28 protein-coding genes are annotated in these 26,210 nt (G+C 67.2%); 18 read left to right on the top strand and 10 right to left on the bottom strand.

What is annotated here, in order from left to right:
- The first annotated feature begins 2 nt into the window (after positions 1-2).
- On the top strand, positions 3-791 hold the full coding sequence (locus tag N536_RS0136455) for a polysaccharide deacetylase family protein (protein WP_029118124.1): 789 nt from the start codon (positions 3-5) through the stop codon (positions 789-791).
- On the opposite strand, the gene N536_RS0136450 is transcribed toward N536_RS0136455, so the two are convergent.
- Together N536_RS0136450 and N536_RS0136445 are read right to left on the bottom strand one after the other, a co-directional pair.
- Complete coding sequence (locus tag N536_RS0136450; protein WP_029118123.1) at positions 788-1,285, bottom strand: cupin domain-containing protein; 498 nt, start codon at positions 1,283-1,285, stop codon at positions 788-790. The genes N536_RS0136455 and N536_RS0136450 overlap by 4 nt on opposite strands.
- Positions 1,286-1,303: 18 nt before the next feature.
- A complete protein-coding gene (locus N536_RS0136445) occupies positions 1,304-2,215 on the bottom strand; it encodes an SDR family NAD(P)-dependent oxidoreductase (protein WP_029118122.1) in 912 nt (303 codons plus the stop codon).
- Between the two features lie 99 nt (positions 2,216-2,314).
- Here N536_RS0136445 and N536_RS0136440 point away from each other — a divergent pair, with 99 nt between their 5' ends.
- Both N536_RS0136440 and groL read left to right on the top strand, forming a co-directional pair.
- Positions 2,315-2,884: a TetR/AcrR family transcriptional regulator gene (locus tag N536_RS0136440; RefSeq protein WP_036438944.1), complete on the top strand. Its 570-nt coding sequence runs from the start codon at positions 2,315-2,317 to the stop codon at positions 2,882-2,884.
- A 217-nt stretch (positions 2,885-3,101) separates the two neighbouring features.
- The gene (gene groL, locus N536_RS0136435; protein ID WP_029118120.1) at positions 3,102-4,727 is read left to right on the top strand and encodes a chaperonin GroEL; all 1,626 of its coding nucleotides are present in this window, start codon (positions 3,102-3,104) and stop codon (positions 4,725-4,727) included.
- 128 nt (positions 4,728-4,855) lie between these two features.
- On the opposite strand, the gene N536_RS0136430 is transcribed toward groL, so the two are convergent.
- Entirely contained in the window at positions 4,856-5,233 is a 378-nt protein-coding gene (locus tag N536_RS0136430; protein WP_029118119.1) for a hypothetical protein, read from the bottom strand.
- 230 nt (positions 5,234-5,463) lie between these two features.
- Between N536_RS0136430 and N536_RS0136425 the strand changes: the two genes are divergently transcribed.
- Positions 5,464-6,771 (top strand): hypothetical protein, encoded by a 1,308-nt coding sequence (locus tag N536_RS0136425; protein ID WP_155948883.1) that lies wholly within the window; start codon positions 5,464-5,466, stop codon positions 6,769-6,771.
- A 166-nt stretch (positions 6,772-6,937) separates the two neighbouring features.
- Here the strand turns inward: N536_RS0136425 and N536_RS0136420 are convergent, their stop codons facing one another.
- On the bottom strand, positions 6,938-8,662 hold the full coding sequence (locus tag N536_RS0136420; RefSeq protein ID WP_029118117.1) for an amidohydrolase family protein: 1,725 nt from the start codon (positions 8,660-8,662) through the stop codon (positions 6,938-6,940).
- Between the two features lie 22 nt (positions 8,663-8,684).
- Between N536_RS0136420 and N536_RS0136415 the strand changes: the two genes are divergently transcribed.
- Positions 8,685-9,062 (top strand): VOC family protein, encoded by a 378-nt coding sequence (locus N536_RS0136415; protein WP_029118116.1) that lies wholly within the window; start codon positions 8,685-8,687, stop codon positions 9,060-9,062.
- On the opposite strand, the gene N536_RS0136410 is transcribed toward N536_RS0136415, so the two are convergent.
- Entirely contained in the window at positions 9,059-9,553 is a 495-nt protein-coding gene (locus N536_RS0136410; RefSeq protein ID WP_051575028.1) for an SRPBCC domain-containing protein, read from the bottom strand. The two genes, N536_RS0136415 and N536_RS0136410, sit on opposite strands and share 4 nt — an antisense overlap.
- Entirely contained in the window at positions 9,550-9,855 is a 306-nt protein-coding gene (locus N536_RS0136405; protein WP_029118114.1) for a helix-turn-helix transcriptional regulator, read from the bottom strand. The genes N536_RS0136410 and N536_RS0136405 overlap by 4 nt, the downstream gene beginning before the upstream one ends.
- A 71-nt stretch (positions 9,856-9,926) precedes the next feature.
- Here N536_RS0136405 and N536_RS0136400 point away from each other — a divergent pair, with 71 nt between their 5' ends.
- From N536_RS0136400 to N536_RS0136380, 5 genes are all read left to right on the top strand, one after another.
- Complete coding sequence (locus N536_RS0136400) at positions 9,927-10,445, top strand: mycothiol transferase (protein WP_029118113.1); 519 nt, start codon at positions 9,927-9,929, stop codon at positions 10,443-10,445.
- On the top strand, positions 10,446-11,027 hold the full coding sequence (locus N536_RS0136395; protein WP_036438942.1) for a PA-phosphatase: 582 nt from the start codon (positions 10,446-10,448) through the stop codon (positions 11,025-11,027).
- A 9-nt stretch (positions 11,028-11,036) separates the two neighbouring features.
- Positions 11,037-12,566 (top strand): aldehyde dehydrogenase family protein, encoded by a 1,530-nt coding sequence (locus N536_RS0136390; RefSeq protein ID WP_029118111.1) that lies wholly within the window; start codon positions 11,037-11,039, stop codon positions 12,564-12,566.
- A gap of 63 nt (positions 12,567-12,629) precedes the next feature.
- The gene (gene ppk2, locus N536_RS0136385; RefSeq protein WP_029118110.1) at positions 12,630-13,487 is read left to right on the top strand and encodes a polyphosphate kinase 2; all 858 of its coding nucleotides are present in this window, start codon (positions 12,630-12,632) and stop codon (positions 13,485-13,487) included.
- 42 nt (positions 13,488-13,529) lie between these two features.
- Positions 13,530-14,384: a hypothetical protein gene (locus N536_RS0136380; protein ID WP_029118109.1), complete on the top strand. Its 855-nt coding sequence runs from the start codon at positions 13,530-13,532 to the stop codon at positions 14,382-14,384.
- A 125-nt stretch (positions 14,385-14,509) separates the two neighbouring features.
- On the opposite strand, the gene N536_RS0136375 is transcribed toward N536_RS0136380, so the two are convergent.
- Complete coding sequence (locus N536_RS0136375) at positions 14,510-15,412, bottom strand: crotonase/enoyl-CoA hydratase family protein (protein ID WP_029118108.1); 903 nt, start codon at positions 15,410-15,412, stop codon at positions 14,510-14,512.
- Between the two features lie 98 nt (positions 15,413-15,510).
- Here N536_RS0136375 and N536_RS0136370 point away from each other — a divergent pair, with 98 nt between their 5' ends.
- Positions 15,511-16,566 (top strand): dihydrodipicolinate reductase, encoded by a 1,056-nt coding sequence (locus tag N536_RS0136370; protein ID WP_029118107.1) that lies wholly within the window; start codon positions 15,511-15,513, stop codon positions 16,564-16,566.
- 135 nt (positions 16,567-16,701) lie between these two features.
- On the opposite strand, the gene N536_RS0136365 is transcribed toward N536_RS0136370, so the two are convergent.
- Entirely contained in the window at positions 16,702-18,711 is a 2,010-nt protein-coding gene (locus tag N536_RS0136365; protein ID WP_029118106.1) for a prolyl oligopeptidase family protein, read from the bottom strand.
- 57 nt (positions 18,712-18,768) lie between these two features.
- Here N536_RS0136365 and N536_RS0136360 point away from each other — a divergent pair, with 57 nt between their 5' ends.
- From N536_RS0136360 to N536_RS0136340, 5 genes are read left to right on the top strand one after another with little or no spacing between them, the layout of a single operon-like run.
- Entirely contained in the window at positions 18,769-19,269 is a 501-nt protein-coding gene (locus N536_RS0136360) for a DUF779 domain-containing protein (RefSeq protein WP_029118105.1), read from the top strand.
- Between the two features lie 25 nt (positions 19,270-19,294).
- Entirely contained in the window at positions 19,295-19,573 is a 279-nt protein-coding gene (locus N536_RS0136355) for a putative holin (RefSeq protein WP_029118104.1), read from the top strand.
- Entirely contained in the window at positions 19,566-20,021 is a 456-nt protein-coding gene (locus N536_RS0136350; protein ID WP_029118103.1) for a hypothetical protein, read from the top strand. The genes N536_RS0136355 and N536_RS0136350 overlap by 8 nt, the downstream gene beginning before the upstream one ends.
- A 30-nt stretch (positions 20,022-20,051) precedes the next feature.
- Complete coding sequence (gene lpdA / locus N536_RS0136345) at positions 20,052-21,446, top strand: dihydrolipoyl dehydrogenase (protein ID WP_029118102.1); 1,395 nt, start codon at positions 20,052-20,054, stop codon at positions 21,444-21,446.
- A complete protein-coding gene (locus tag N536_RS0136340) occupies positions 21,443-21,712 on the top strand; it encodes a hypothetical protein (RefSeq protein WP_029118101.1) in 270 nt (89 codons plus the stop codon). The genes lpdA and N536_RS0136340 overlap by 4 nt, the downstream gene beginning before the upstream one ends.
- A gap of 9 nt (positions 21,713-21,721) precedes the next feature.
- Here the strand turns inward: N536_RS0136340 and N536_RS0136335 are convergent, their stop codons facing one another.
- The gene (locus N536_RS0136335; protein WP_029118100.1) at positions 21,722-22,264 is read right to left on the bottom strand and encodes a carboxymuconolactone decarboxylase family protein; all 543 of its coding nucleotides are present in this window, start codon (positions 22,262-22,264) and stop codon (positions 21,722-21,724) included.
- Entirely contained in the window at positions 22,264-23,688 is a 1,425-nt protein-coding gene (gene ramB / locus N536_RS0136330) for an acetate metabolism transcriptional regulator RamB (RefSeq protein WP_029118099.1), read from the bottom strand. Before ramB ends, N536_RS0136335 begins: the two co-directional genes overlap by 1 nt.
- 116 nt (positions 23,689-23,804) lie before the next feature.
- On the opposite strand from ramB, the gene N536_RS0136325 reads away from it, so the two are divergent.
- Together N536_RS0136325 and aceA are read left to right on the top strand one after the other, a co-directional pair.
- The gene (locus N536_RS0136325; RefSeq protein WP_081809541.1) at positions 23,805-24,581 is read left to right on the top strand and encodes an acyl-[acyl-carrier-protein] thioesterase; all 777 of its coding nucleotides are present in this window, start codon (positions 23,805-23,807) and stop codon (positions 24,579-24,581) included.
- A gap of 261 nt (positions 24,582-24,842) precedes the next feature.
- Positions 24,843-26,129 carry an isocitrate lyase gene (gene aceA / locus N536_RS0136320; protein ID WP_029118097.1) on the top strand — a complete coding sequence of 429 codons (1,287 nt, stop codon included), beginning with the start codon at positions 24,843-24,845 and terminating at the stop codon, positions 26,127-26,129.
- Positions 26,130-26,210: the final 81 nt, after the last annotated feature.

Here is a 26,210-nt window from a genome sequence, read left to right as displayed (position 1 = left end):
CCATGCCCACTCGTCGGACGTTCCTGACGGCTCTGGCCGGCAGTGCCGCCGTGCTTGGCGCGTTCCGGACGCCCTCCGCGTATGCCGCATCCGGCGTCGACCCCACCGCGGTCGCGCTTCGAGACGCCGATGGCCAGCCCACCCAGTGGGGCATGGCGTTGCCCGGGGTCATGACGACGTTCGAACCGTCGGGACGCCAGCTGGCGTTGACCTTCGACGCGTGTGATCGTGCATGCGACGAGTCGCTGCTGGACGCATTGGAACGCAACGGCGTCCCGGCTCTGCTGTTCGTGTGTTCGAAGTGGATCGACGCGAACCCCGGCAAAACTGAGCAACTCGCCGCGAATCCGCTGTTCGCGATCGGAAACCACGGCACGCGGCACGTCCCACTGTCAGTGACGGGGCGCTCGGCCTATGGCATCGCAGGAACGAAGTCCGCGAGTGAGGCGGTCGACGAGGTCTGGACCAACCAGACCCGGCTCACGGCGCTGACCGGCAAGCCGCCGGTCTACTTCCGCACCGGAACCGCGCACTACGACGAGGTTGCCGTGCAGATCGTCCGCGACCTCGGCCTGACACCGGTCGGGTTCGCCGTCAACGCCGACAACGGCGCGACGTCCTCGGCCGCTGCGGTGGGTGTGGCGATCACCAGGGCGGCGGCGGGCTCCATCGTGCTGGCCCACGTGAACCACCCCGGGTCGGGCACCGCCGCCGGGGTCGGTGCCGCCATCCCTGCGCTGCAGGGGGCCGGGTGGCAGTTCGTCTCGCTCGGTGACGCTCAGAGGAACTAGTCGACGAAGTAGTTGTCGTTGGCGAAGAACCATTCGCGACGCTCGTCGTCGGTCATGTCACCGATCTTGGCGAGCCCCTCGAAGTAGTGCTCACGGGGTGCGCCGGGAGCGAACAGCATGAGAAGCGACGCGGGCTCGTCGGCCTCGTTGCGGAAGCCGTGCACGCCGCCGGGCGGGACGTAGAGGAAGTCGCCCTGGTTGCCGTCCTTCCAGTCCGTGCCGTCGTAGAGCTTCATCGCGCCAGAGAGCACGAAGAAGGCCTCCGACATCGCGCGGTGGAAGTGCGGACCGGGTCCGCCCGCCTGCGGTGCGAGGTCGACGCGGTACAGGCCGTAGTCGCCGTTGGTGTTCTGCTGGTTCGCGAGGTAGTGGTACTTCACCCGGCCGAAGGAGTCGTAGTCCGGCGGTTGATCACCGCGGCGCAGCCACGCGCTGACTTCCGGTTCGTCCTTGGTGTAGCGGGGCGGGGGATAGGGCGGCACGATTAGTGACATCGCCGCCCATTCTGCCCGTCAGCTGACGGGTGACACCACCCCTGTCAGCTCCTCGGAGACCGTCCACAACCGGCGCTGCGCATCGGTGTCGTGCGACGCCGCGCTGGAGGCGACGACCTTCGGGTAACCCCGTTGCTCGCCGAAGCCGTCGGGGCCGAAGTACTGTCCGCCGGCGACGCCGGGGTCGGTGGCGGCGCGCAGCGTCGGCAACGCGCCCATCTCAGCAGGCTGAAACAGCGGGCGGAACACCGGCAGTGCGAACTGCAGGGCATTGGGAAGGTGGCGGGTTAGCTCGGTGTCCGACCCGCCGGGGTGTGCGGCGACGGCGATGGTGTCGGTTCCCGTCAGCCGGCGCTGCAGTTCATAGGTGAACATCAGATTGGCGAGTTTGGCCTGCCCGTATGCGCCCACCCGGCTGTAGCTGCGTTCCCACTGAAGGTCGTCGAACCGAATGCCACCACGGGCGAAGCGATGGCCGACGCTGCTGACCGTCACGACGCGCGAGCCGGGCACCGCGACCACGCGATCGAGCAGCAGGTTGGTCAGCGCGAAGTGACCGAGATGGTTGGTGCCGAACTGCAATTCGAAGCCGTCCTTGGTGGTGGCCTTCGGCGTCATCATGACGCCCGCGTTGTTGATCAGTAGGTCGATCCGGTCGTACTTGGCGCGCAGCTCGTCGGCCGCCGCTCGGACGGAGTCCAACGACGTGAGGTCGAGCTCTTGGAGCTCCACGTCGGCGCCGGGGGTACGCCTACTGATGAGGTCGGCGGCGGCCTTGCCCTTCTCCAGATTGCGGACGGCGAGCACGACGTGTGCGCCCTTCGCGGCGAGCGCGCCGGCGGTCTCGTAGCCGAGCCCAGTGTTGGCGCCGGTGATGACGGCGACGCGGCCGGTCTGGTCGGGAATGTCGGCGGTCGTCCACTTCGTCATGGGATTCTCCTAGAATCGAATTAAGCGGGGCGAGTGCTCCGCTTGGTTACCACCATACGGAACGCGCGCCCCGCTTATCTATTCCCGAGGAGGTGTGAGGTGACTTCAGCCGAACGGCCGTTGCGGGCCGACGCAGCGCGCAACCGCGCCCGCGTGCTCGAAGTCGCCTACGAGACGCTCGCCGCCGAAGGGGTGGGCGTGCCCATCGACGAGATCGCCCGCCGGGCCGGTGTCGGCGCGGGCACGGTGTACCGCCACTTCCCGACCAAGGAGGCGTTGCTCGCCGCAGTGGTCGAGGATCGGCTGCGCGGCATCATCGACGTCGGGCGTGATCTGCTCACCAACGAGGAGCCGGGTCAGGCGCTGTTCGCCTTCCTTCGGTCGATGATCTTGGAGTGGGGTGCGGCGGATCGAGGACTGTCCGAGGCCCTCGCCGGTCTCGGCGTCGACATCAAGGCCGCTCTGCCCGACGCCGAGGACGCGTTCCTGACACTGCTCGGCGACCTGCTGAAGGCCGCGCAGAACGCAGGCACGGTGCGGCGTGACCTCGAGGTGCCCGATGTGAAGGCTCTGATGGTCGGCGCTCAGGCGATGCAGAGTTACAACGCCACGGCTGCAGCGCGGCTCGTGGACGTCGTCCTGGACGGCTTGCGGGCGTCGGCGTCCTAGCGCCCGTCACGGCCCGAGCCCTGGCTGAGGCCCCTCCCTGTTCTTGCACTCGACATGGGCGAGTGCTAGAAATGACACTGGCACTCACGATCGGTGAGTGCTAGGTCGGGACGGTGAGGCTTGGGGCCGCACGCGCGGAGCACTCCCCAGCCGTCCGTCGCGGGCACTGAGCCCGACCACAGAACGTGCATCCCCTAATCCGGAGGAACACTTCGCAATGGCCAAGACAATTGCGTATGACGAAGAGGCCCGTCGCGGCCTCGAGCGGGGCCTGAACAGCCTCGCCGACGCGGTAAAGGTGACGTTGGGCCCCAAGGGCCGCAACGTCGTCCTCGAGAAGAAGTGGGGCGCCCCCACGATCACCAACGATGGTGTGTCCATCGCCAAGGAGATCGAGCTGGAGGACCCGTACGAGAAGATCGGCGCAGAGCTGGTCAAGGAAGTCGCCAAGAAGACTGACGACGTCGCGGGCGACGGCACCACCACCGCCACCGTTCTGGCCCAGGCGCTCGTGCGCGAGGGTCTGCGCAACGTGGCGGCAGGCGCCAACCCGCTCGGCCTCAAGCGCGGCATCGAGAAGGCCGTCGAGAAGATCACCGAGACGCTGCTGAAGTCGGCCAAGGAGGTCGAGACCAAGGAGCAGATCGCTGCCACCGCGGGCATCTCCGCCGGCGACCAGACCATCGGCGACCTGATCGCCGAGGCCATGGACAAGGTCGGCAACGAGGGCGTCATCACGGTCGAGGAGTCCAACACCTTCGGCCTGCAGCTCGAGCTCACCGAGGGCATGCGCTTCGACAAGGGCTACATCTCGGGCTACTTCGTCACCGACGCCGAGCGTCAGGAAGCGGTCCTCGAGGATCCGTACATCCTGCTGGTGTCGTCGAAGGTGTCGACGGTCAAGGATCTGCTTCCCTTGCTGGAGAAGGTCATTCAGTCCGGCAAGCCGTTGCTGATCATCGCCGAGGACGTCGAGGGCGAAGCCCTTTCCACCCTGGTGGTCAACAAGATCCGTGGCACCTTCAAGTCCGTCGCCGTCAAGGCCCCGGGCTTCGGTGACCGCCGCAAGGCCATGCTGCAGGACATCGCGATCCTGACCGGTGGCCAGGTCGTCAGCGAAGAGGTCGGCCTCTCCTTGGAGACCGCCGACATCACGCTGCTGGGTCAGGCCCGCAAGGTCGTCGTCACCAAGGACGAGACCACGGTCATCGAGGGCTCGGGCGATTCCGACGCCATCGCCGGTCGGGTTTCGCAGATCCGCGCCGAGATCGAGAACAGCGACTCCGACTACGACCGCGAGAAGCTGCAGGAGCGCCTGGCCAAGCTGGCCGGCGGTGTTGCGGTGATCAAGGCCGGAGCTGCCACCGAGGTGGAGCTCAAGGAGCGCAAGCACCGCATCGAGGACGCAGTCCGCAACGCCAAGGCTGCCGTCGAAGAGGGCATCGTCGCCGGTGGCGGCGTGGCCCTGCTGCAGTCGGCTCCCGCGCTCGACGAGCTGAAGCTCGAGGGTGACGAGGCCACTGGCGCCAACATCGTGCGTGTCGCGCTGTCGGCTCCGCTGAAGCAGATCGCGTTCAACGCCGGCCTCGAGCCGGGCGTCGTCGCGGAGAAGGTCACCAACCTTCCGTCGGGCCACGGCCTGAACGCTGCTTCTGGCGAGTACGAGGACCTGCTGAAGGCCGGCGTCGCCGACCCGGTCAAGGTCACCCGCTCGGCGCTGCAGAACGCGGCGTCCATCGCGGCGCTGTTCCTCACCACCGAGGCAGTCGTCGCCGACAAGCCGGAGAAGGCGTCCGCTCCCGCGGGCGACCCGACCGGTGGCATGGGCGGCATGGACTTCTAAGTCCCTTTACGAAGAAGCCCGGTCCCCTTGGGGCCGGGCTTTTTCGTTGCCTTTCCCCGCCGACTGTGCGGTGTCGTACGCGACACGCCGCGCCGGCGTACGAATCCGCACAGTCGCGGGTCGGAAGCTCAGCTCTCGTCGAGCGGGACGCAGTCGTGCAGGCAGCCGGGGTTCCTGGCGGGGGAGCGCGGCGCGGCGGGGCGGTGCAGAACTGCTCGGCTGGGCACGACGTGGAGCGAGGCGGCTGCGGGTTCGCCGCGACCGTCGACGATCAACGTGTAACCGCCCGGATCACGCGGCGGCCAGACCAGCGTGACCCCGTCGTGGAGGGCGACGTTCGTACGCGTGCTGTTGCCGATCGGACCGACATCGATGACGCCGCGGCTGAGGACCGGCTGAACCGCAACGGTGTGCGCACGGTAGTCGCTACCGACCGTGACCAGATAGGCGAACGTGAAGTCGGCCAGCGCGTCGGCGAGCTTGTCGAGATCCACTTTGACGCTCATGAGCCGAGGATAGTGCGCACGCCTAGCGCCGCTTTGGGTCCGACGACTGTGCGGTGTCGTACGCGACACGCCGCGCCGGCGTACGAATCCGCACAGTCGCGGATGGGCAACCGGTGGGCGAGTAGTCGACTACTCGAGTTCCGCGAATTCCGCCATTTATTGACGCGCGAGCAAAAAACGATCGTAAGCTCGCCGTGCGGCAGGGGGCCGCAAGATCAAGGGGGAGAGTTATGACTGCTACTTCTATTCGACCGCACACGAAGTTGGCCGCCGCGATGGTGGCTGCCGGAGTGGTCTCGGCGGCATCGGTCGTCGGGGTACCGCAGCACCTGCCGGCGATAGGCGCCGACGTGGCAAACGCATCGGTGATCACGGATGCGCTCTACAGCCTTGGCGATGCCGTCGCCGCCGTCGCCGCCGGCGCGGCACTCACGGGCGACGCCGTGGGTTCATTTCCGTTCGACGGCCTCTCGGCCGCCGTCATCGCCACGCAGTATCCGTCTCTCGCCCCGAACCTGCTGTCGTGGCTGGTGCAGCGGTACACGAACCCTTCCAGCCTCTATCCGAATTACGCGTATCCGTATGAGATCAACTACTTCTCGATCGAACCGCTGGCCGGGATGCTGCCGGCACCGATTGGATCGAGCATCATCGGCGCCGTAAACCAGATCGCCGACGCGATCAACGGCATCCTCTCCGGCCTCCCGAACCCGAATGCAGGAGAGTTCGCGACCGGACAGTTCTGGTCTACCGACATCGGTCGCGTGGTCGTTGCCGCCAACTCCGCCGTCACCGCACCCGTGTGGATGCTGTACGAGACCGCCTACTACCTCGGTTATCTCCCTGCTGACCTGGAGGCCACCTTCGAGTCGGCGCTTCGGGATCCGAGTGAGATTCCCGGGCTGCTGAGCAATTTGGTCTACGGACTGCTTTCGCCTGGCGCCGACGGCCTGTTGGGGAACGTGCTCTACTACGCCACCCGACCGTTGACCACCCTCCCCGGACCCATCGGTGAGCTCGCGACAAACGTCGTGACCGCAGTCTCCAACGGCATCAACGGCCTGCTCTCGCTGCTTCCGCCGCCGGTCACACCGGTACCGTTCTCGTCGGCCACGGTGGCAACGCAGTTCTCCACCACGTCGGTCGACGCGAACTCGGTGCCGGATGCATCGCTCGCCGTCGCCAGCGCCATCACGGTTCCGAGCACGGAGGCGGTCGAGGGGAAGCCCGCCGCAACGGATCCGCCGGCGGCGGACCTGAAGGACCAGGCGCCCGCCCCAGCGGCCGCCGCCGTCGATTCGAATACCCCCGACGTCGACGCGGGTACCTCGGTTGCGGACAAGCTGAAGTCGGGCAACAAGGTCAAGCCCGGCGACAAGTTCGGCAGCCAGGTCAAGGCCGAGACCGGCACCGAAGACGGTGCCGCCGTGCCGGCCGTCGACGAGGCCACGGTCGACGAACCCGCCGCCGACCCGGTGAAGACGGAGACCGAGGGTGCCGACCCGGCGCCTGCGGCCGACGCGGATGCGGCCGCATAGATTGACCCCGGAGAAGGCCCGGTCTGCTTGCAGGCCGGGCCTTTTCGTGTGCTTAGGAGTGGATTGCCCCAGCCATTTCCGCCGACCGAATCGGCCACTGTGCGGATTTGTACGCCGGACCGGCGTGTCCCGTACGAATCCGCACGGTCGCGCGGGGTGGCCGTCGCTAGCGGGCCGGCGCGGGCTGGCGGCCGCGCACCAGCTTGCCCGGGCGCGCCGACGTGGGCACCCCGTTCTCCGCGATCACCTCACCGGCGACGACGGTTGCGACGTAGCCATCGGCGGTCTGATCGAGGCGGCGCCCACCGGCCGGCAGGTCGTGGGCGATCACCGGCTTGTGCAACCGCAGCGCGGAGTGGTCGATGACGTTGAGGTCGGCCTTGTAGCCGACGGCGATGCGGCCGCGGTCGGCAAGGCCGGCGACCCTGGCGGGCACCGACGTCAGCTCACGGACGGCGTCGGCCACCGCCAGTCGTCCCGACGACCGGTCGCGCACCCAATGCGTCAGCATGTAGGTGGGAAAGCTTGCGTCACAGATCATTCCGTAGTGCGCTCCACCGTCGCCGAGGCCGAGCACCACGTCGTCGCGGCGGACCAGTTCGGCAACGGTGTCCAGCGATCCGTCGCGGAAGTTGGCGAGCGTGACCAGCAGCATGGCGTGGCCGTCATCGTCGAGCAGCCGGTCGTAGGCCTCTTCCAGCGGCGTCACGCCACGGGCTGCGGCGCGTGCGGCGATGCTGTCCGATGGGTCGGGCTCGTAGTTGGGCGGGTCGCCGAGGGGGAAGATGTAGTCCCACGCCTGGACCGCGAACATCAGTGGGTGTCCGTCGCTGGCCGGTGAATCGGTCAGGATGCTTTCCCGCACTTCGGGTTTGCGCATCTCGGCGACGCGTTCGGCCAGTGGCAGCTCGGCGATCGCGCGGTAGGTCGGGTACATGACGAACGGATTGCCGGACAGTTCGAGACCGATGACCAGCCCGATGGGCCGTGGAAAGATCTGCGCGCTGATCTCGCCGCCGTCGGCGTTCGCCTTCTCGACCATCCGCAGCGCGTCCAGATGCAGTGGGGGACCGGCATTTCCGATCGCGAGCGTGAACGTCACGGGTAGCCCGACGTCGGCGGCCACGTCGAACACCGCCTGCAGCGCCCCTTCGTAGTCGGCGGCGAACAGGTCGGGAACGAACTGGATCAGGCCGCCACCGGCATCCTTGACGCCGAGGGCGATGGCCTCGATCTCGTCGTGGCCGGCGTCGTAACTCGGGATCGGCTGGCCGCTCTCCGTCTTGTGGATGGTCAACCGCGAGGACGCGAAGCCCAGCGCGCCGACTTGGATGGCCTCGGCTGCGAGCTTGCGCATCTGCGACAGGTCCTCGGCGGTGGCGGGTTCGCGGTCGACCCCGCGCTTGCCCATCACGTACACGCGCAGCGGCGAGTGCGGCAAGAAGGCGGCGACGTCGATGTCGCGGCGGCCGGCGTCGAGTGCGTCGAGAAATTCTGGGAATGTCTCCCACGTCCAGGGCAGCCCGTCGACCATGACGACGCCGGGGATGTCCTCGACACCGGCCATCACGTCGACGAGCACCTCGTGGTCGGCTTCGCGGCACGGCGCGAAGCCGACACCGCAGTTGCCCATCACCGCGGTGGTGACGCCATGCGCCGACGACGGCGTCATCCGGTCCGACCAGATGGCCTGACCGTCATAGTGCGTGTGCAGATCGACGAAGCCGGGCGTGACGAGCAGCCCCGTCGCGTCGATCTCACGGTCGCCGGGGCCGTCCACCGTGCCGACCGCAGCGATCACACCGCCGGACACCGCGACGTCGCCGACGAACGGGTCACCGCCGAGGCCGTCGACGATGGTGCCGTTGCGGATGATCAGGTCGTGTGTCATACCTCGACTCTAGGATGAGCGCGTGATCGACCACTTCGGAATCATCTGTGCCGACTACGCCGCTTCCAAGCAGTTCTACGACACCGTTCTGGAGGTCCTGGGTTACACCCGGCAGATGGACGTCGGGCCTGCCATCGGCTACGGCCGCAACGGCAAGCCGGACTTCTGGCTGGAGGACGGGACGGACGCGCAGGCGACCCAAGCCATCCACTTCGCGTTCCAGGCCTCCAGCACCGATGAGGTGCAGGCCTTTCACGACGCCGCGTGCAAGCTGGGCGCCGAGTCGCTGCACGCACCGCGGATCTTCCCGGAGTACCACCCCGGTTACTTCGGCGCGTTCGTCCGCGATCCCGACGGCAACAACGTCGAAGCCGTCTTCCACGGCGCGGCAGCCGGCTAGGTACCGAGCGCCTCGGCGTACTCGTCCCGCAGCGCTTCCCAGCCTCGCGCTGCCGCGTCGGCTCCCGTTGCACGCGGCGTGTCGGAACCGCCGAGGACCTCGTCGAGCACGGTGAGGCAGACGTCCCACCCGGCGGCGTTCATGGTGGCCGGATCGCGTTGCGGCATAGTCTGTTCCAGCGTCAGCCGGCAACCGGCCGGGGTCGGTTCGAGGTGCCAGCGCACCAGGTCGTCGCCCCAGCGGTGCACCAGTTCCCGCGGTGGGTCGACCGAGATCAGTTCGCCGTCAACGGGGTCGTCGCCGGGATTCTCGCGTACCTGCCGGGCGCCGGGGGAGTCGAACGCGCGATCCGGCACGACGGGTGACCAGCGGGCCAGTCGCTCGGGATCGGTCAGCCACGGCCACACCACCTCGGGCGGATGGGCGAAGTCGCGCTCGAGCGTCAAAAGCCAAGCGCCCTTGTGGCTTTGCAGTTTTGCGTCCAACGTCATGATTGCTCCTCGTCGATCAGATCCGCCAGTCGATCCAGGCTCATCGACCACTTGCGGTGATACGGGGTAACCCACGCCAGCACGGCGGGCAGCGGGTCCTCGGCCAATTGGTAGATCCGGCGTTTGCCGTCCACCCGCACCTCGACGGCGCCCGCATTGCGCAGCACGGCGAGGTGCTTGGACACCAGTGGTTGCGAAATGTCAAGCTGCTCAACCAGTTCGCCGACGTCAGCGGCACCGTCGCGGAGGGTGTCCAGTATCCGGCGGCGCGTCGGGTCGGCGATGACGGCGAAGGCGTCCACGTCATTCATATAACTAGCAGATCATATGAATGTCAAGGCATGCCAGGAGGCCGGCGGGTAGCGTCGTCGGCATGGCTGACACTGACACCGCCGCGGTCCGCGAGCTGCTGCGCGACTCATTCACCCGGCTCATCGAGCACGTCGACGACCTCACCGACGGCTTGGCCGACGAGCTCTCCTGGTACCGACCGACCCCCGAGGCCAACAGCATCGCGTGGCTGATCTGGCACAGCGCCCGCGTGCAGGACGCGCAGCTCTGCGAGATCGCGGGCGTCGAGCAGGTGTGGTTCCGCGACGGCTGGGTGGACCGCTTCGGGCTTGACCTACCGCGTGATTCGCACGGCTACGGCCACACCGCGGAACAGGTCGGCAAGGTGCGCCCGCCGGCGAGCCTGCTGTCCGGGTACTACCACGCCGTGCACAAGCTGACGCTCGAGTTCGTCGCGTCGGTCACGCCCGACGAACTGGACCGCATCGTGGATAGGCGCTGGACCCCGCCCGTCACTGCCAGCGCGCGACTGGTCAGCATCATCGACGACTGTGCCCAGCACCTCGGCCAGGCCGCCTACGTCCGGGGCATCGCCGGCTGAATGACGGTGCCGACCGCGGCCCGGTGGTGGCCGCTCGTTGGGCTGGCGGCGATGGTGTTGCTCGGCCTCGTCGTCGGCAAGGGCTCGACGCCGCTGGACGACTGGTTCACCCGCACCGGCGACGAGCATCCGCTGCTCGGCAGGCTGCTGGTCTTCACCGACGGGCGGGTTGTCTTCGTCGCGTGCGTGATCGTGCTGGCGGCCGCACTGGTCCGCAGGCGGTGGCGATTCGCGGTCGTGGTCGCGGTGACGCCCCTCGTCGCAGTCGCCGTGGCCAGGCTGTGCAAGCGAATGTTCGGCAGGCTGAGCGGCGGCGAACTCGCGTATCCCAGCGGGCACACGACGCTCGCCGTCGTCGTCCTCGGGCTGGCGGTATTGGCGGCCGGGGTGGCGGCGTGGTCCGTCGCGGCGGCAGGCGTCGTCGCGGTGCTCGGGGCCCTGGGCCAGTCGTTCACCTACCACTACTTCACCGACACCGTCGGTGCATTGTTCCTCGGTACGGCGCTGGTCTGCCTGGCCGCACGGGCCGCGCGACTTGACAGGTGTCAACCCGGCTGCGATCCACGTCACACCAGTGGTTAACATGAGCGTATGACAGCAACGCCCGAAGTGGACGCCCCTGGCCAGAACCTTCCGGCTGGCACCATCCTCAATCCCGCGACGGGCGCCGTCGCAGGGAAGGTGCTCTGGACCGATCCGGCCGACGTACCGCGCATCGCCGCCGGACTGCGGCAGGCCCAGCGCGAGTGGGAGGCGCGCGGCGCCAAGGGCCGCGCCAAGGTGATGGCCCGCTACGCCGTGTGGCTCGGCGACCACCGCGACGAGATCGAATCGCTGCTGATCAAGGAGACCGGCAAGTCGGCGACGGACGCCGCGCAAGAGGTGCCGTTGCTCATCATGATCGCCTCGTACTACATCAAGACGATGGAGAGCGCGCTCGCACCGGAGACCCGCCCGGCGCCACTGCCGTTCCTGTCGATCAAGAAGATCACCGTGCACTACCGGCCGCGCCCGGTCGTCGGGATCATCGCGCCGTGGAACTACCCGGTGGCCAACCTCCTGATGGACGGCATCGCCGCGCTGGCCGCCGGGTGCGCGGTCCTGTTGAAACCGTCGGAGCGCACGCCGCTGACCGCCGAACTGCTGCAACGCGGCTGGATCGACTCGGGTGCCCCCGAGGTGATGGCGATCGTCCAGGGCGCCCGTGAGGCCGTCGAGGCCGTCGTCGACAACTCCGACTACGTGCAGTTCACCGGCTCCAGCGCAACGGGCGCCAAGGTTGCCGAGCGGGCGGCCCGCAGGCTCACCCCGATCAGCCTCGAACTCGGTGGCAAGGACCCGATGATCGTGCTCGAGGACGCCGACGTCGAACTCGCCGCGCACGCGGCGGTGTGGGGTGCCATGTTCAACGCCGGCCAGACGTGCGTGTCGGTCGAGCGGGTGTACGTGCTCGAGCAGGTCTACGACCAGTTCGTCGACGCCGTCGTCCGCGACGTCACCAACCTCAAGATGGGCGCGGGCGAGGGCTACGACTTCGGCGCGCTGATCGACGACAGCCAGGTCGCCGTCACCGAACGGCACGTGGCCGATGCGAAGGCCAAGGGCGCGAAGGTCCTCACCGGCGGTGAGCGTCCGACCGGACCGGGCAGCTTCTACCCGCCGACCGTGCTCGTGGACGTCGACCACACGATGGCGTGCATGACGGAGGAAACCTTTGGCCCGACGTTGCCGATCATGAAGGTGGGCAGCGTCGCCGAGGCGGTGCGGCTGGCCAACGACAGCCCCTACGGCTTGAGCGCGGCGGTGTTCTCCACTGACATCGTCAGGGCCAATGACGTTGCGCTGCAACTGGACTGCGGTGCGGTCAACATCAACGACGTGATCTCCAACCTGATGTGCACCACCGCGCCGATGGGCGGCTGGAAGACGTCGGGGATCGGCGCGCGGTTCGGCGGCGCCGACGGCCTGCGCAAGTTCTGCCGCCAGGAAGCGGTGGTCGCACCGCGGACCAGCGTCGGCGCCGGCGGGAACTACTACAACAATTCGCAGAAGGCGATGAAGCGGATGAACACGATGATGACCAAGCTCGCGTTGATCCGGCCTCGGCGTACGGCGAAGTAGCCCGACACCTTCCGTTCACCCGGACGTCACCGTCGATTCCGCGGGGGTCGATACGTTCTGCCGGTGACTTTGGACGTTTCTCGCTACACCGTGCGCGACGACGATGACGACGACCCCGAGCTGCTGATTCAGCCCACCGGCGAGGTCGTCGACACCTGGCGCGAGGGCTATCCCTACGACGAGCGCATGAAGCGCGAGGAGTACGAGGAGCAGAAGCGGCTGCTGCAGATCGAACTGCTCAAGCTGCAGAAGTGGAGCCAGACTCACGGTCACCGGCACGTCATCGTGTTCGAGGGCCGCGACGCTGCGGGTAAGGGCGGCACGATCAAGCGGTTCATGGAGCACCTGAACCCCCGCGGCGCCCGCGTCGTCGCCCTGGAGAAGCCCACCGAGCGCGAGCGCACGCAGTGGTACTTCCAGCGCTACGTCAACCATTTGCCCGCCGGCGGCGAGATCGTCCTGTTCGACCGGTCCTGGTACAACCGCGCAGGCGTGGAACGGGTGATGGGCTACTGCTCGGCCAAGCAGCACGCCGAGTTCATCCGCCAGGCGCCGCTGTTCGAGCAGATGTTGGTCAACGACGGCGTCAGCCTGACCAAGCTGTGGTTCTCCGTGACGCAGGCCGAGCAGCGCACCCGCTTCACCATCCGGCAGGTGGACCCCGTCCGGCAGTGGAAACTGTCGCCGACCGACCTCGCGTCGCTGGACAAGTGGGAGGACTACACCGCCGCCAAGGAGGACATGTTCGCCTGGACGGACACCGAGATGGCGCCCTGGACGGTGGTCAAGAGCAACGACAAGAAGCGTGCCCGCATCAACGCCATGCGCTATGTCCTCGGTAAGTTCGACTACGACAACAAGGACCACGAGGTGGTCGGCCGGGCCGACCCGCTCATCGTGGGACGCGCGCTGGCCGACTGACCTGGCCGCATCGCACGCCGCGTCCCGGACAAGGAGGACGCCGTGCGGTTTCTGGCCGCGCTTCTGCTGTGGGTGATCACCACGGTTGCGCTGGCCGTTGCCGTGCCCGCCACCTGGGCGCAGCACACCATCGTCGACCGGGATGGCTACGCCGACTTCGCCGCCTCCGCCGCGCGCGACCCGAAGCTGCAGGAGGCGATGGCGTCGCTGCTGACCACTCAGATCGTGTCGTTCGCCGCGGACAACGGCTACGGCAACCTCAACCCCGATCTGGTGCACAGCGTCACCACGTCGTACACGCAGAACGCGGGCTTCCCAGGCCAGTTCTCCCAGGCCAACCGGATCGTGCACACCTGGATGTTCACCGATTCCATCCAGCACGACCAGGGCTCCGACGACCGCTGGCTGATCGACGTGGCCCCCATGCTGCGGGACTCGTCGATACAGGCGACGTTGGGCAATCTGAATTTGCAGGTGCCCGAGACGCTGACCGTGCCGATCACGGTGCCGGACAACTCAAGTCTGCGTCCCGGTCAATTGCGGCAGTTCGCGACGTGGGGCCCGTGGGTCAGTGTGGGCAGCTGCGTGCTGGCGGGGGCGTTCGCGCTGTTCACTCTCGCGGCGGCGCGATCCCGCGGCAAAGCACTTGCGGCCCTGGGCGTCTCGGCGATGCTGGTCGGTGCCACCGGCTGGGCGGGCATCGAGGTGGCGCGCAGCCGCATCGATCAGGCGTTGAACCAGACCACGGGCGACGTCCGCCGGATCGCCGAGGCGGTGGTCGGACACGCCGAGGGCAGCCTGCATCAGTGGCTCAACCTGACGCTGGCCGCGGGTGGCGTGCTGGTGGTGTTGGGTGTGGTGGTCGCAATGCTCGGCGGGCTGCGCAGGAGCGATTAGCCGGCGTCGACTCGGCTCCCGCGCTTCCTCGCCGACTTCTGCGCATCGGTCGTGGCTGGGCGAAATGTGCGACCCCGCTGCAGAATTCGACGCACATCCGGGGCTGCTAGTCGACTGCTCAGCGACTAGGGCTCGATGACGTGCGACGGGTCGGGCCGTCGCTCCGGTGGTCCCTGGCTGTAGTCACCCCATGGCCCGTCGCGACGCTCGACTGCCGCACGTACACCGTCCTTGCCCGCAACGTCGATGAACTCCAACGCTTCTGGCGTATTGCGCATCAATCCGTCGAGGATGCCACCGAGGGTCTGGGTGGAGGCCAGGCCCATGTTCTCGTAGGCCTGGTTGACGATCAGCTTCTGAGCTTGCAACTGCGACAACGGGATTCGGGACAGCTTGGCGGCGATCTCGGCGACTCGGGCCTCGAGGTGTTCGAATGGCACTGACTCGTTGATCAATTCGACGGCCGCGGCTTCGACGCCGGTCAGTGGCTCTCCGGTCAGCGAGTGCCACTTCACCTTGGCCAGGCTCAGGCGGTAGAGCCACATGCCGGTCAGGTATGCACCCCACATCCGGCTGTACGGCGTGCCGATGACGGCGTCGTCGCTGGCGATGACGATGTCCGCGCACAACGCGTAGTCACTCGCGCCACCGACGCACCAGCCGTGCACCTGGGCGATCACGGGCTTGGACGCCCGCCAGATCGCCATGAACTTCTGCGTCGGACCCGTCTCGCGCGAGCTCACCATGGCGAAGTCCTTGCCGGGATCCCACCGGCCGTCGGTGTTCATCGCCTCGCCCCAGTGCTGGAAGCCGCCGCCGAAGTCGTAGCCGCCGGAGAACGCCCGCCCCGCGCCGCGCAGCACGATGACCTTGACCTGCGGGTCGCGCTCGGCCAGGCCAATGGCGGCCTCGATCTCGTCGGGCATCGGCGGCACGATCGTGTTCAGGTGGTCGGGCCGGTTGAGCGTGATGGTGGCGACGGGCGGCTCGGTCTTGTAGAGCAGGGTCTCGAAGTCTGTCGTCGGCATGACTGAAGTCGAGCTAGTTGGGGGGCGGAAGTCAAGGGGGCCGCCTGCTTCGGCAAAGCCATGCTTTTGACTGTCGGCATTACCGTAAGCTCATCGACATGTTGCGTGTCGTGCAGTGGGCCACCGGATCCGTCGGCCGCCACGCGGCCGCGGCCGTTCATCGTCATCCCGAACTCGAGCTCGTCGGGGCGCTGGTGTACAGCGATGCCAAGGCGGGCCGCGACGTCGGCGAAATCTGCGGCATCGGCGAAATCGGCGTCGTGGCAACGAGTAATCGTGACGAAATCCTTGCGCTCGATGCGGATTGCGTGCTCTACATGCCGCAGGGCGAGATGGACCCGATGGGTGCGTTGGACGACATCTGCCGCCTGCTGGCATCGGGCAAGAACGTGGTGTCCACCGCTGTGACGGGCCTGATCTATCCGGCCAGCATAGGCGAGCGCGTTGTCGCGAAGCTGGAGACGGCGTGCGCAGAGGGGCGGTCGTCGTTTCACGCCACGGGCATCGAACCGGGGTGGGCCGCCGAGGTGTTGCCGCTGACCATGTCGAGTCTGTTCGGCCGGATTGATTCGTTGCTCGTCCAGGAACTGCTCGACTACTCCACCTACGACAGCGCGCTGATGATGTTCGACATCATGGGCTTCGGCAAGCGGCCCGACGAGCCGGTGCCGATGGCGGACGCGGCGCTGGCCGGCGTGACCTTTCGCGCCTCGCTGATGCTGCTGGCCGACGGCCTCGGCGCGACCATCGAGGACTTCGTCTACGACCGCGAGGTCGCCGTCGCGGAGCACGCGTTCGACGTCAAGGCCGGTCGCATCGAAGCTGGGACGGTGTCGGCGCAGCGGTTCGGCTACTCGGCGATCATCGGCGGCAGGCGGGCGCTGACCATCGAGCACATCACCCGACTCGGCGACGATCAGGCGCCTGACTGGCCGACTGGGCGAGGCTGGAAGGTGACGGTCGAAGGCTCGCCGTCGATGGTGCTCGAGTCGCGGATCGCCACCCATGGCGAGGACGAGACCGACCAAGGCTGCCTCGGCACGGCGATGCACGCCGTCCACGCGATCGCCCCGGTCTGCGCCGCCGCGCCGGGCATCCGCACCTTCCTCGACCTGCCGACGATCGTCGGGCGTGGGGTGCTGAACGGCGGATAGGCCGGAACCAGGCGCACCCCTTTTGCCCACCTATCAGCGACTTCGCGAAAGTCGCTGACAGCTGGGCAATTCCACCATTGGTCCGGCCAGTGGGGCGTTTGGTGCCCATCTGACGCTGGGGGCAAGCGAGCTGGGCTAGGAGCCGAGCGTCCGGTGCAGGAACTCGTAGATCAGCGCCGACCGGAACGCGGTCTGGGCATTGTCGGCCGCGCCCGCGTGCCCGCCCTCGACGTTCTCGTAGTAGAGCACCGGCTGCCCAGCCTCCTCCAGCGCCGCGGTCATCTTGCGCGCGTGGCCCGGATGCACGCGGTCGTCGCGCGTCGAGGTGGTGATCAACACCGGTGGATAGCGGCGCTCCGCCGAAACATGTTGATACGGGGAGTACTTGGAGATGAACTCCCAATCGTCCGGGTTGTCCGGGTCGCCGTACTCCGCCACCCACGACGCCCCGGCGAGCAACAGGTGGTAGCGCTTCATGTCGAGCAACGGCACACTGCACACCAACGCACCGAACAGCTCCGGGTACTTCGTCAGCATGATGCCCATCAACAGGCCGCCGTTGCTGCCGCCCTGAGCGCCGAGCTGCTCGACGGTGGTGATGCCCCGGTCGACGAGGTCCCGTGCCACCGCGGAGAAGTCCTCGTCGACGAGATGGCGGCCCTCACGCATCGCCTGGGTGTGCCAGCGTGGCCCGTACTCGCCGCCGCCGCGGATGTTGGCCATGACGTACGTGCCGCCCCGAGCCAGCCACAGCCTCCCGAGCACCCCGCCGTAACCGGGAGTGTTCGAGTTCTCGAATCCGCCGTAACCGCCGAGCAGCGTCTTGCCCGGCCCTGACGAATTGCGGTGTCCCACGACGAAGTACGGGATCATGGTGCCGTCGGCCGACGCGACGAAGTGCTGCGTCACCTCGATGTCGGAGGCGTCGAAGAACGCGGGTGCACTCTTGATCTCGGTCACCTCGTCGCCGGCATGGCCCCAGAGCAGCCGCGACGGCGTGTCGAAGCCGCTGGAGTCCAGGAAGATCTCGTCGCCGTACTCGTCGGCGTCGACGATCACGGTGTTGGTGTTGGGCGGGATGCCGGCGACCGGTTCGCGCAGCCAGGTGCCTGGTGTCGCGACTTCCACGCGGCTGACCACGTCGACCAGCGTGACCAGCACCAGCCGGTCACGGGTCCACGTGTAGGACTCCAAGCTGGTGTGCTCGTCGGGCTCGAAGACCGGCGTCAGTTCGACTGTCCCGGAGAGGAAGTCGTCGTACTTGGCGGCCAGGAGGGAGCCGGTGGCATACGTCGTCGAACCCACCGTCCAGTCGCTGCGGGGCCGGATCAGCAGCCACTCGCGGTGGATCGACGTCCCCGCGTCGGTGGGGACGTCGATCTTGATCAGCTCGCCGCCGCGGAGTTCGTAGCGTTCGCGGTTGAAGAAGTCCAACGATCGCGACACCAACAGGCGTTCGAAACCCGGCGTGGGATCGAAGCCGGCGCCCACGCTGACGTCGGACGCCTCACCGGCGAACAGCGTCTCCGCCTCGGCCAGCGGCTGTCCGCGCCGCCAGCGCTTCGCGATGCGCGGATAACCCGACTCCGTCAGCGAGTCGGGTCCGAAGTCGGTTCCCACGATGACGGTGTCGGAGTCCTGCCAGGTGACGTCGGTCTTGGCCTCCGGCAGCTCGAAGCCGCCGGTCACGAATTGGCCTGTCCGCATGTCGAATTCGCGAACCACGGTGGCGTCGGAACCGCCGCGCGACAACCCAATGAGCGCCAGGGTGAGGTCGGGTTCGATGACGTCGGCGCCCGCCCACACCCAGTTCTCGCCGTCCTCGGCCGCCAGCGCGTCGACGTCGATCACGACCTCCCACACGGGTTCGTCCGTGCGGTAGCTGTCGAGCGTGGTTCGCCGCCACACTCCGCGGGGGTTGGCCGCGTCGCGCCAGAAGTTGTACAGGTGCTCGCCTCGGCGCCGCACATAGGGGATGCGGCTGTCGGTGTCGAGCACCTCCAGCGCCTCGGCGCGCATCTGCTCGAAGCGGTCGCCCCCGAGCTCTGCCAGCGTTGGCTCGTTGTGCGCCTCCACCCACTCCAGGGCGTCGTCGCCGGTGATGTCCTCTAGCCACAGGTACGGGTCTGAATCCACAGCAGCCATTGTGGCGGTCGCGCGTACTGTGAGCGGTGTTACACACCTCGAAGGGAGGCAGCTCCGGTGACCACTCCGAGCAGGGCACTGATCACCGCGGCCGCCGCCGACCTCCTGCGTCTGCTGCAGGGCCGCCACGGCGCCCTGATGTTCCACCAGTCCGGCGGCTGCTGCGACGGCTCGTCCCCGATGTGTTACCCCGACGGCGACTTCATCGTCGGTGACCGCGACGTGCTGCTGTCGATCCTCGACATCGGCGACGGCGTGCCGGTATGGATCTCGGGCCCGCAGTTCGACGCGTGGAAGCACACCCAGCTGGTGATCGACGTCGTCCCCGGGCGCGGCGGCGGGTTCAGCCTCGAAGCGCCCGAGGGCAAGCGATTCCTGTCCCGCGGCCGCGCGTTCACCGAGGCGGAGAACGCCGAGCTGGCCGACCACCCGCCCGTGACCGGCGAACGGTACGCGGCGGGCGAACGACCGAGCGACACGGGCACGCACGTCGTCGCCGAGGCCGAAGACGCCTGCCCGATACCCACGCGGCACGCCGCAAGCGTGCAGGCCCAATAGACGATCGCGGCGTTACCGTAAGGGAGTGATACCGCTCCCACGGGCGTGGCTGTTGACCAGCGCGATGCTGGTCGGCGTCGCGGTCGGCATGATCGCAGGCATTGCCTCGACGCTCGTGGTGACGGCGACCATCCGCCCCGACGTGGTCGTCGCGGTCGTCGTCGGTGTGCCGATCGCCATCGGCATGCTGGTCATCCTCTTCTCGGGCCGACGCTGGATCACCATGATGGGCGCATTCGTGCTGGCCCTCGCCCCGGGATGGTTCGGCTCACTGGTCGCGATCCAGGTGGTGTCCGGTGCCTGAGGTCGATACCGGCCCACCCACCGCGAACTGGGCGCCGCTGTTCGATACCGGTCTCATCGAGGCGCAGCCGATCAGCGCGACGGAGCCGGTCGAACCCCAATCGGAACCACTACCGGCGTTCGTCCCGCCCGCGCAGGTGCCCGGCACCTACCAGTACCTGAAGCGCTGGACGTTCGCGTTGATGACGTCGGGCGTCTGGACGGTCGCCGCCGTCGCCGGCCTGGCGCTCTACGAGTGGTGGTTCCAGTCGATGGACAAGACCTGGCCGGTGTTCGTCGTGCTGGTCTATCTGACCGTCACGACGGTTGCCGCACTGCTCGCCGCGATGGTGCAGAACAAGCCGCTGGTCTCCGCCGCCGCCATTGCGCTGATGTCCGCTCCGCTGGCCTCGACCGCCGCCGCGGCGGCGCTCTACGGTGCCTACGTCTTTGAATGGATCGATCGCTAGCACCAGCGCGGCGCCCATTAGGGTGGGGGCGTGACTCACTATGACGTCGTCGTTCTTGGAGCCGGCCCCGGTGGATACGTCGCGGCCATTCGTGCCGCCCAGCTCGGGCTGAACACCGCCATCGTCGAGCCGAAGTATTGGGGCGGCGTGTGCCTCAATGTCGGCTGCATCCCGTCGAAGGCGCTGCTCCGCAATGCCGAGCTGGCGCACATCTTCACGAAGGAAGCCAAGCAGTTCGGCATCAGTGGCGAGGCGACCTTCGACTACGGGGTCGCCTTCGACCGCAGCCGCAAGGTGGCCGACGGCCGCGTCGCGGGCGTGCACTTCTTGATGAAGAAGAACAAGATCACCGAGATCCACGGGTACGGCAAGTTCACCGACGATCACACGCTCGAGGTCGACCTCAACGAGGGCGGCACCGACAAGGTCACCTTCGACAACGCCATCATCGCCACCGGCAGCAGCACCCGGTTGGTGCCCGGCACGTCGTTGTCGGAGAACGTCGTCACCTACGAAGAGCAGATCCTCGCCCGCGACCTGCCGAGTTCGATCGTCATCGCCGGTGCAGGCGCGATCGGCATGGAGTTCGGCTACGTGCTCAAGAACTACGGCGTCGACGTCACGATCGTCGAATTCCTGCCCCGCGCCCTGCCCAACGAGGACGCCGAGGTCTCCAAGGAGATCGAGAAGCAGTTCAAGAAGCTCGGCGTCAAGATCCTCACGGGCACCAAGGTCGAGTCGATCAACGACGACGGCGGCCAGGTCGTCGTGAAGGTCAGCAAGGACGGCAAGTCCGAGGAGCTCAAGGCAGACAAGGTGCTGCAGGCCATCGGCTTCGCGCCCAACGTCGAAGGCTTCGGCCTGGACAAGGCGGGCGTGCAGCTCACCGAGCGCAAGGCCATCGGCGTCGACGACTACCTGCGCACCAACGTGCCGCACATCTACGCCATCGGTGACGTCACCGGGCTGCTGCAACTCGCCCACGTCGCCGAGGCGCAGGGCGTCGTCGCAGCCGAAACCATCGCCGGCGCAGAGACTCTGCCGCTCGGCGACTACCGGATGTTGCCTCGCGCCACGTTCTGCCAGCCGCAGGTGGCCAGCTTCGGGCTCACCGAGCAGCAGGCCCGCGACGAGGGCTACGACGTCAAGGTCGCGAAGTTCCCGTTCACCGCGAATGGCAAGGCGCACGGCGTCGGCGACCCCAGCGGCTTCGTCAAGCTGATCGCCGATGCCAAGTACGGCGAGCTGCTCGGTGGTCACCTGATCGGGCACGACGTGTCCGAGCTGCTGCCCGAGCTCACGCTGGCGCAGAAGTGGGATCTCACCGCCAATGAGCTGGCCCGCAACGTGCACACTCACCCCACGATGTCCGAGGCGTTGCAGGAATGCTTCCACGGCCTCGTCGGACACATGATCAACTTTTGAGAGCCGTCGTCGTCGCCGGTCTCGGCGGGCTGATCACCGGTCACATCCTGTGGCTGATTGCCATCAACTTCGCGGTCGCGACCACGACCGTCAACGTCTGGGTGCTGGTCATCTCGGCCGTCTGCCTGGTGCTCGCCGTGCCCCTCGGTCTGCTCGGGTGGCGGTCTTACAAGCGCAAGGCAACCGCCAAGGCGGCGTTCCTGTGGGGCCTGCCCGTCGCCCCAGTGCTGCTGACCGTGAGCGTGCTCGGCGTGACGTACCTCTAGGGCCGACCGCTAGTCCGGGAAGTCCAGCGGGATCCGCAGCGTCGCCATGGTCGCGGCAAGAGCGTCGTATTGCCCTGCCAGAGTGCAGAATTCGATCAACTGCTTGCGATCGAAGTGCTGTGAAAGCGTCGCCCACGTCTCGGGGGACATCGACCGCGTGACCACGAACTCGTCGGTGGCGGTGATGAGTGCCCGCTCACGCTCGGTGAGCCCCTCGGCGTCGGGACCCTCGAAGATCTTGGCCTGGGTGTCGGCGTCCAGGCCGCGGCTGCGCGCCAACCGCCGGTGCTGCTGGAGCTCGTACTCGGAGCCGCGGAGATGCCCGACGCGCAGGATCACGATCTCGGCGTCGCGGCGGGATAGCTTGCCCGCGTACAGCAGGTAGCCGGAGAACGGTAGCCACGCGAGGAACAGCAGGCGGTGTTGGCCGAGCACGTTGAACAGGTGGAACTTTGGCGCGCGGATGCCGCGGGCGCCGAGCTTGGCAATGGCCCAGTTGACCGGCCCGAGTTCCTTGAAGCCACCGGGCGGGATGCGTGGGGGCGCGCTCATCACGACTGCTTCACCAGATAGGGCGACACCGTGCTGCGGTGCTCGTTGAGGTCCAGCGCACGGCCCAGCGCCGGGAAGGCGCGCTGTGGGCAGTTGTCGCGTTCGCAGACCCGGCAACCCGCCCCGATCGGTGTGGCGATCTCACCAGACAAGTCGAGCCCCTCCGAATAGACCAGGCGGTGTGCGTGCCGAAGCTCGCAGCCCAGCCCGATCGCGAACGTCTTACCCGGCTGACCATAGCGCGAAGCGCGCCGTTCGACGGTGCGGGCCACCCACATGTAGTTCCTGCCGTCGGGCATCTGGGCAACCTGAACCAGGATCTTGCCGGGGTTGGCGAACGTCTCGTAGACGTTCCACAATGGACAGGTACCGCCGCTGGAGGAGAAGTGAAAACCGGTGGCGGACTGGCGCTTCGACATGTTGCCCGCGCGGTCGACGCGCACGAACGAGAGCGGTACGCCGCGCATCGAGGGACGTTGCAACGTGGAAAGGCGGTGCGCGACGGTTTCGTAGCTGACCGAGTAGAACGCCGACAGCCGTTCCACGTCGTAGCGAAACTTCTCGGCGACGTCGTGAAACTGCCGATACGGCAGCACCATCGCGGCCGCGAAGTAGTTGGCCAATCCGAGGCGGGCCAGCGTGCGCGACTCGTCGCTGGTGAACATGCCCTCGGCCACCTTGGCGTCGATGAGATCGCCGAACTCCAGATAGGCCAGTTCGGTGGCGAGCTTGAAGACGTACTGGCCCGAGGAGAGGTGACTGGCGATCTCGAGCTTCCTGGTCTCGGGGTCGTACCGGTGCAACACGGTGTCGCCAAGGTCGGTTCGGATGACGTGCACGCCGTGGACTCTGGTCAGCCTGTCGGCGAGCTCGCCGGCCAAGGTGGCGCGATGCATGCGCATCCGAACGGTCAGATCCTCGGCGGCGGTGTCGAGTTCGTCCAGGTAGTTCTGCCGCTCGTAGAAGTAGTCGCGGACTTCCTCGTGCGGCATCGAGATGGCCCCCGACCCAGAGCTCGAGCCACTTCCGTCGGAGTACCGGTCCTCGGTCGCGGCGGCCAACTGGGTGGTGGTGAGGCGGTAGCGCCGGTGCAGGTTGACGATCGCGCGGGCGACGGCTGGGTGCGCGCTGACGAGCTCGGCGACCTCGGACAGGTCGATGTCGATGCCGAGGTCGCGATCCATCGTCAGTTCGCGGAGTTCGGCGACCAAACGGGTGTCGTCCTGGGAGGCGAAGAACGTGGCGTCGACGCCGAACACCTCCGTGATCCGCAACAGCACCGCGACGGTCAACGGGCGCACGTCGTGCTCGATCTGATTGAGGTAGCTCGGGGAGATGTCCAGCATCTGCGCCAGCGCGGCCTGGCTGAGCCCGCGCTCACCGCGGAGCTGGCGAACCCGCGATCCGACGAAGGTTTTTGCCACGTCAACCAGGATAACAACGGTGTGAAGAACTGCTTTGCATCATTGGCACCGGAAAGCCTGTGGCAGGATCGGAATTCGTGACTACCAGCAGTGAAGCAACTGGCCTGGCGAAGGTCATGATGCCCGTGCCCGACCCGCACCCCGACGTCTTCGACGTGCAGTGGCCGTTGCGGGTGGCCGACGTCGACCGCGAGGGCAGGCTGCGCTTGGACGCCGCCACCCGGCACATTCAGGACATCGGTTCGGACCATCTGCGCGAGCTCGGTTTCGAGGAGACGCATCCGCTGTGGATCGTCCGTCGCACGATGATCGACATGGTCAGGCCAATCGCATTCCAGGACATGCTGCGGCTGCGGCGGTGGTGCTCGGGAACCTCGAACCGGTGGTGCGAGATGCGGGTCCGCATCGACGGTCGCAAGGGCGGGTTGATCGAGTCCGAGGCCTTCTGGATCAACATCAACCGCGAGACGCAGGGGCCGGCACGCATCTCCGACGACTTCATCGCCGGGTTGCAACGGACCACGACCGTCGACCGGTTGCGGTGGAAGGCGTACCTCAAGGCCGGCGGCCGCGACGACGCCAACGAGATCCGCGAATACCCCGTCCGGGTCAGCGACATCGACATCTTCGATCACATGAACAACTCCGTCTATTGGAGCGTCGTCGAGGACTATCTGTACAACCATCCCGAGCTGCTGGCAGCGCCGCTGCGCGTGACCATCGAGCACGATCTGCCGGTGGCGCTGGGGGAGAAGCTCGAGATCATCAGCCACGTGCATCCGGCGGGATCGACCGATGTGTTCGGTCCGGCGCTGGCGGATCGCACTGTTAGAACGCTCACATATGCGGTCGGCGACGAGACCAAAGCCGTCGCGTGCCTGTTCGCCCTGTGAGTTCGGAGTTTTAACAGTACGAGCGTACTGACCTGCGAAAATTCGTTACTTCACGGTAACTTCTGAACCGGTTCAGGTGTTGGCCACCTTCGCAAAGTTAGCGAGTTAACGCGCAGCGTTGGCGAAAATTGGCAACCTAAACGGGTGGACCTGCGGATATGGGTTAGTGCATCCTCGAGTTAGCACACAAGTGAAGCCCGCTGCAGCGTTAACAACGACGACGCGCTTCGTGCAGCGACTTGCAAACCCGAAGGAGCACCAATGTCCACCGTTGGCACACCGAAGAGCCCGGAACAGATCCAGCACGACTGGAACACCAACCCGCGTTGGAAGGGCATCGAGCGCACCTACACGGCCGAAGACGTCGTGGCCCTGCAAGGCCATGTGGTCGAGGAGAGCACGCTGGCCCGCCGCGGCGCGGAGGTGCTGTGGGAGCAGCTGCACGACATGGAGTACGTCAACTCCCTCGGCGCGCTGACCGGCAACCAGGCCGTGCAGCAGGTTCGTGCCGGCCTGAAGGCCATCTACCTGTCCGGGTGGCAGGTCGCCGGCGACGCCAACCTGTCCGGTCACACCTACCCCGACCAGAGCCTCTACCCGGCCAACTCGGTGCCGCAGGTCATCCGCCGGATCAACAACGCGCTGCTGCGCGCCGACCAGATCGCCAAGGTCGAGGGCGACCGGTCCGTCGAGAACTGGCTGGCCCCGATCGTCGCCGACGGTGAAGCCGGCTTCGGTGGCGCACTGAACGTGTACGAGCTGCAGAAGGCCATGATCGCCGCCGGTGTCGCCGGTTCGCACTGGGAGGACCAGCTGGCGTCGGAGAAGAAGTGCGGCCACCTCGGTGGCAAGGTGCTGATCCCGACCCAGCAGCACATCCGCACCCTGACCTCGGCTCGCCTGGCGGCCGACGTCGCCGACGTTCCCACCGTCGTCATCGCCCGCACCGACGCCGAGGCGGCCACGCTGATCACCTCGGACGTCGACGAGCGCGACCAGCCGTTCATCACCGGTGAGCGGACCAAGGAAGGCTTCTACCGGGTCAAGAACGGCCTCGAGCCCTGCATCGCCCGCGCCAAGTCCTACGCGCCGTACTCCGACCTCATCTGGATGGAGACCGGCACCCCGGACCTGGAGCTCGCGAAGAAGTTCGCCGAGGGCGTCAAGAGCGAGTTCCCCGACCAGATGCTGGCCTACAACTGCTCGCCGTCGTTCAACTGGAAGCAGCACCTGGACGACGCGACCATCGCGAAGTTCCAGAACGAGCTCGGCGCGATGGGCTTCAAGTTCCAGTTCATCACGCTGGCCGGCTTCCACGCCCTCAACTACTCGATGTTCGATCTGGCCCACGGCTACGCCCGCAACCAGATGAGCGCCTACGTCGAGCTGCAGGAGCGCGAGTTCGCCGCCGAGGAGCGCGGTTACACCGCCACGAAGCACCAGCGCGAGGTCGGCGCAGGCTACTTCGACCGGATCGCCACGACCGTGGACCCGACGTCGTCGACTACCGCGCTCGCGGGCTCGACCGAAGAGGGTCAGTTCCACTGAGCGAGCGAAGTGGAACCGACAGCCGGAGCCACTAGAAGTCAGTTGATAGCGTCAGGCCTCGTCCGTGCATGCGGGCGGGGC

This window comes from Mycobacterium sp. URHB0044, from assembly GCF_000620625.1.
Lineage (GTDB): Bacteria > Actinomycetota > Actinomycetes > Mycobacteriales > Mycobacteriaceae > Mycobacterium.
Note: the sequence above shows the minus strand (reverse complement) of the source record. Positions and strands in the feature narration are given on the sequence as shown.

Coding starts and splice junctions, on each gene's coding strand:
- N536_RS0136455 (WP_029118124.1), top strand. CDS start 3: ATGCCCACTCGTCGGACGTTCCTGACGGCTCTGGCCGGCAGTGCCGCC.
- N536_RS0136450 (WP_029118123.1), bottom strand. CDS start 1,285: ATGTCACTAATCGTGCCGCCCTATCCCCCGCCCCGCTACACCAAGGAC.
- N536_RS0136445 (WP_029118122.1), bottom strand. CDS start 2,215: ATGACGAAGTGGACGACCGCCGACATTCCCGACCAGACCGGCCGCGTC.
- groL (WP_029118120.1), top strand. CDS start 3,102: ATGGCCAAGACAATTGCGTATGACGAAGAGGCCCGTCGCGGCCTCGAG.
- N536_RS0136430 (WP_029118119.1), bottom strand. CDS start 5,233: ATGAGCGTCAAAGTGGATCTCGACAAGCTCGCCGACGCGCTGGCCGAC.
- N536_RS0136425 (WP_155948883.1), top strand. CDS start 5,464: ATGACTGCTACTTCTATTCGACCGCACACGAAGTTGGCCGCCGCGATG.
- N536_RS0136420 (WP_029118117.1), bottom strand. CDS start 8,662: ATGACACACGACCTGATCATCCGCAACGGCACCATCGTCGACGGCCTC.
- N536_RS0136410 (WP_051575028.1), bottom strand. CDS start 9,553: ATGACGTTGGACGCAAAACTGCAAAGCCACAAGGGCGCTTGGCTTTTG.
- N536_RS0136400 (WP_029118113.1), top strand. CDS start 9,927: ATGGCTGACACTGACACCGCCGCGGTCCGCGAGCTGCTGCGCGACTCA.
- N536_RS0136395 (WP_036438942.1), top strand. CDS start 10,446: ATGACGGTGCCGACCGCGGCCCGGTGGTGGCCGCTCGTTGGGCTGGCG.
- N536_RS0136390 (WP_029118111.1), top strand. CDS start 11,037: ATGACAGCAACGCCCGAAGTGGACGCCCCTGGCCAGAACCTTCCGGCT.
- N536_RS0136375 (WP_029118108.1), bottom strand. CDS start 15,412: ATGCCGACGACAGACTTCGAGACCCTGCTCTACAAGACCGAGCCGCCC.
- N536_RS0136370 (WP_029118107.1), top strand. CDS start 15,511: ATGTTGCGTGTCGTGCAGTGGGCCACCGGATCCGTCGGCCGCCACGCG.
- N536_RS0136365 (WP_029118106.1), bottom strand. CDS start 18,711: ATGGCTGCTGTGGATTCAGACCCGTACCTGTGGCTAGAGGACATCACC.
- N536_RS0136335 (WP_029118100.1), bottom strand. CDS start 22,264: ATGAGCGCGCCCCCACGCATCCCGCCCGGTGGCTTCAAGGAACTCGGG.
- N536_RS0136325 (WP_081809541.1), top strand. CDS start 23,805: ATGATGCCCGTGCCCGACCCGCACCCCGACGTCTTCGACGTGCAGTGG.
- aceA (WP_029118097.1), top strand. CDS start 24,843: ATGTCCACCGTTGGCACACCGAAGAGCCCGGAACAGATCCAGCACGAC.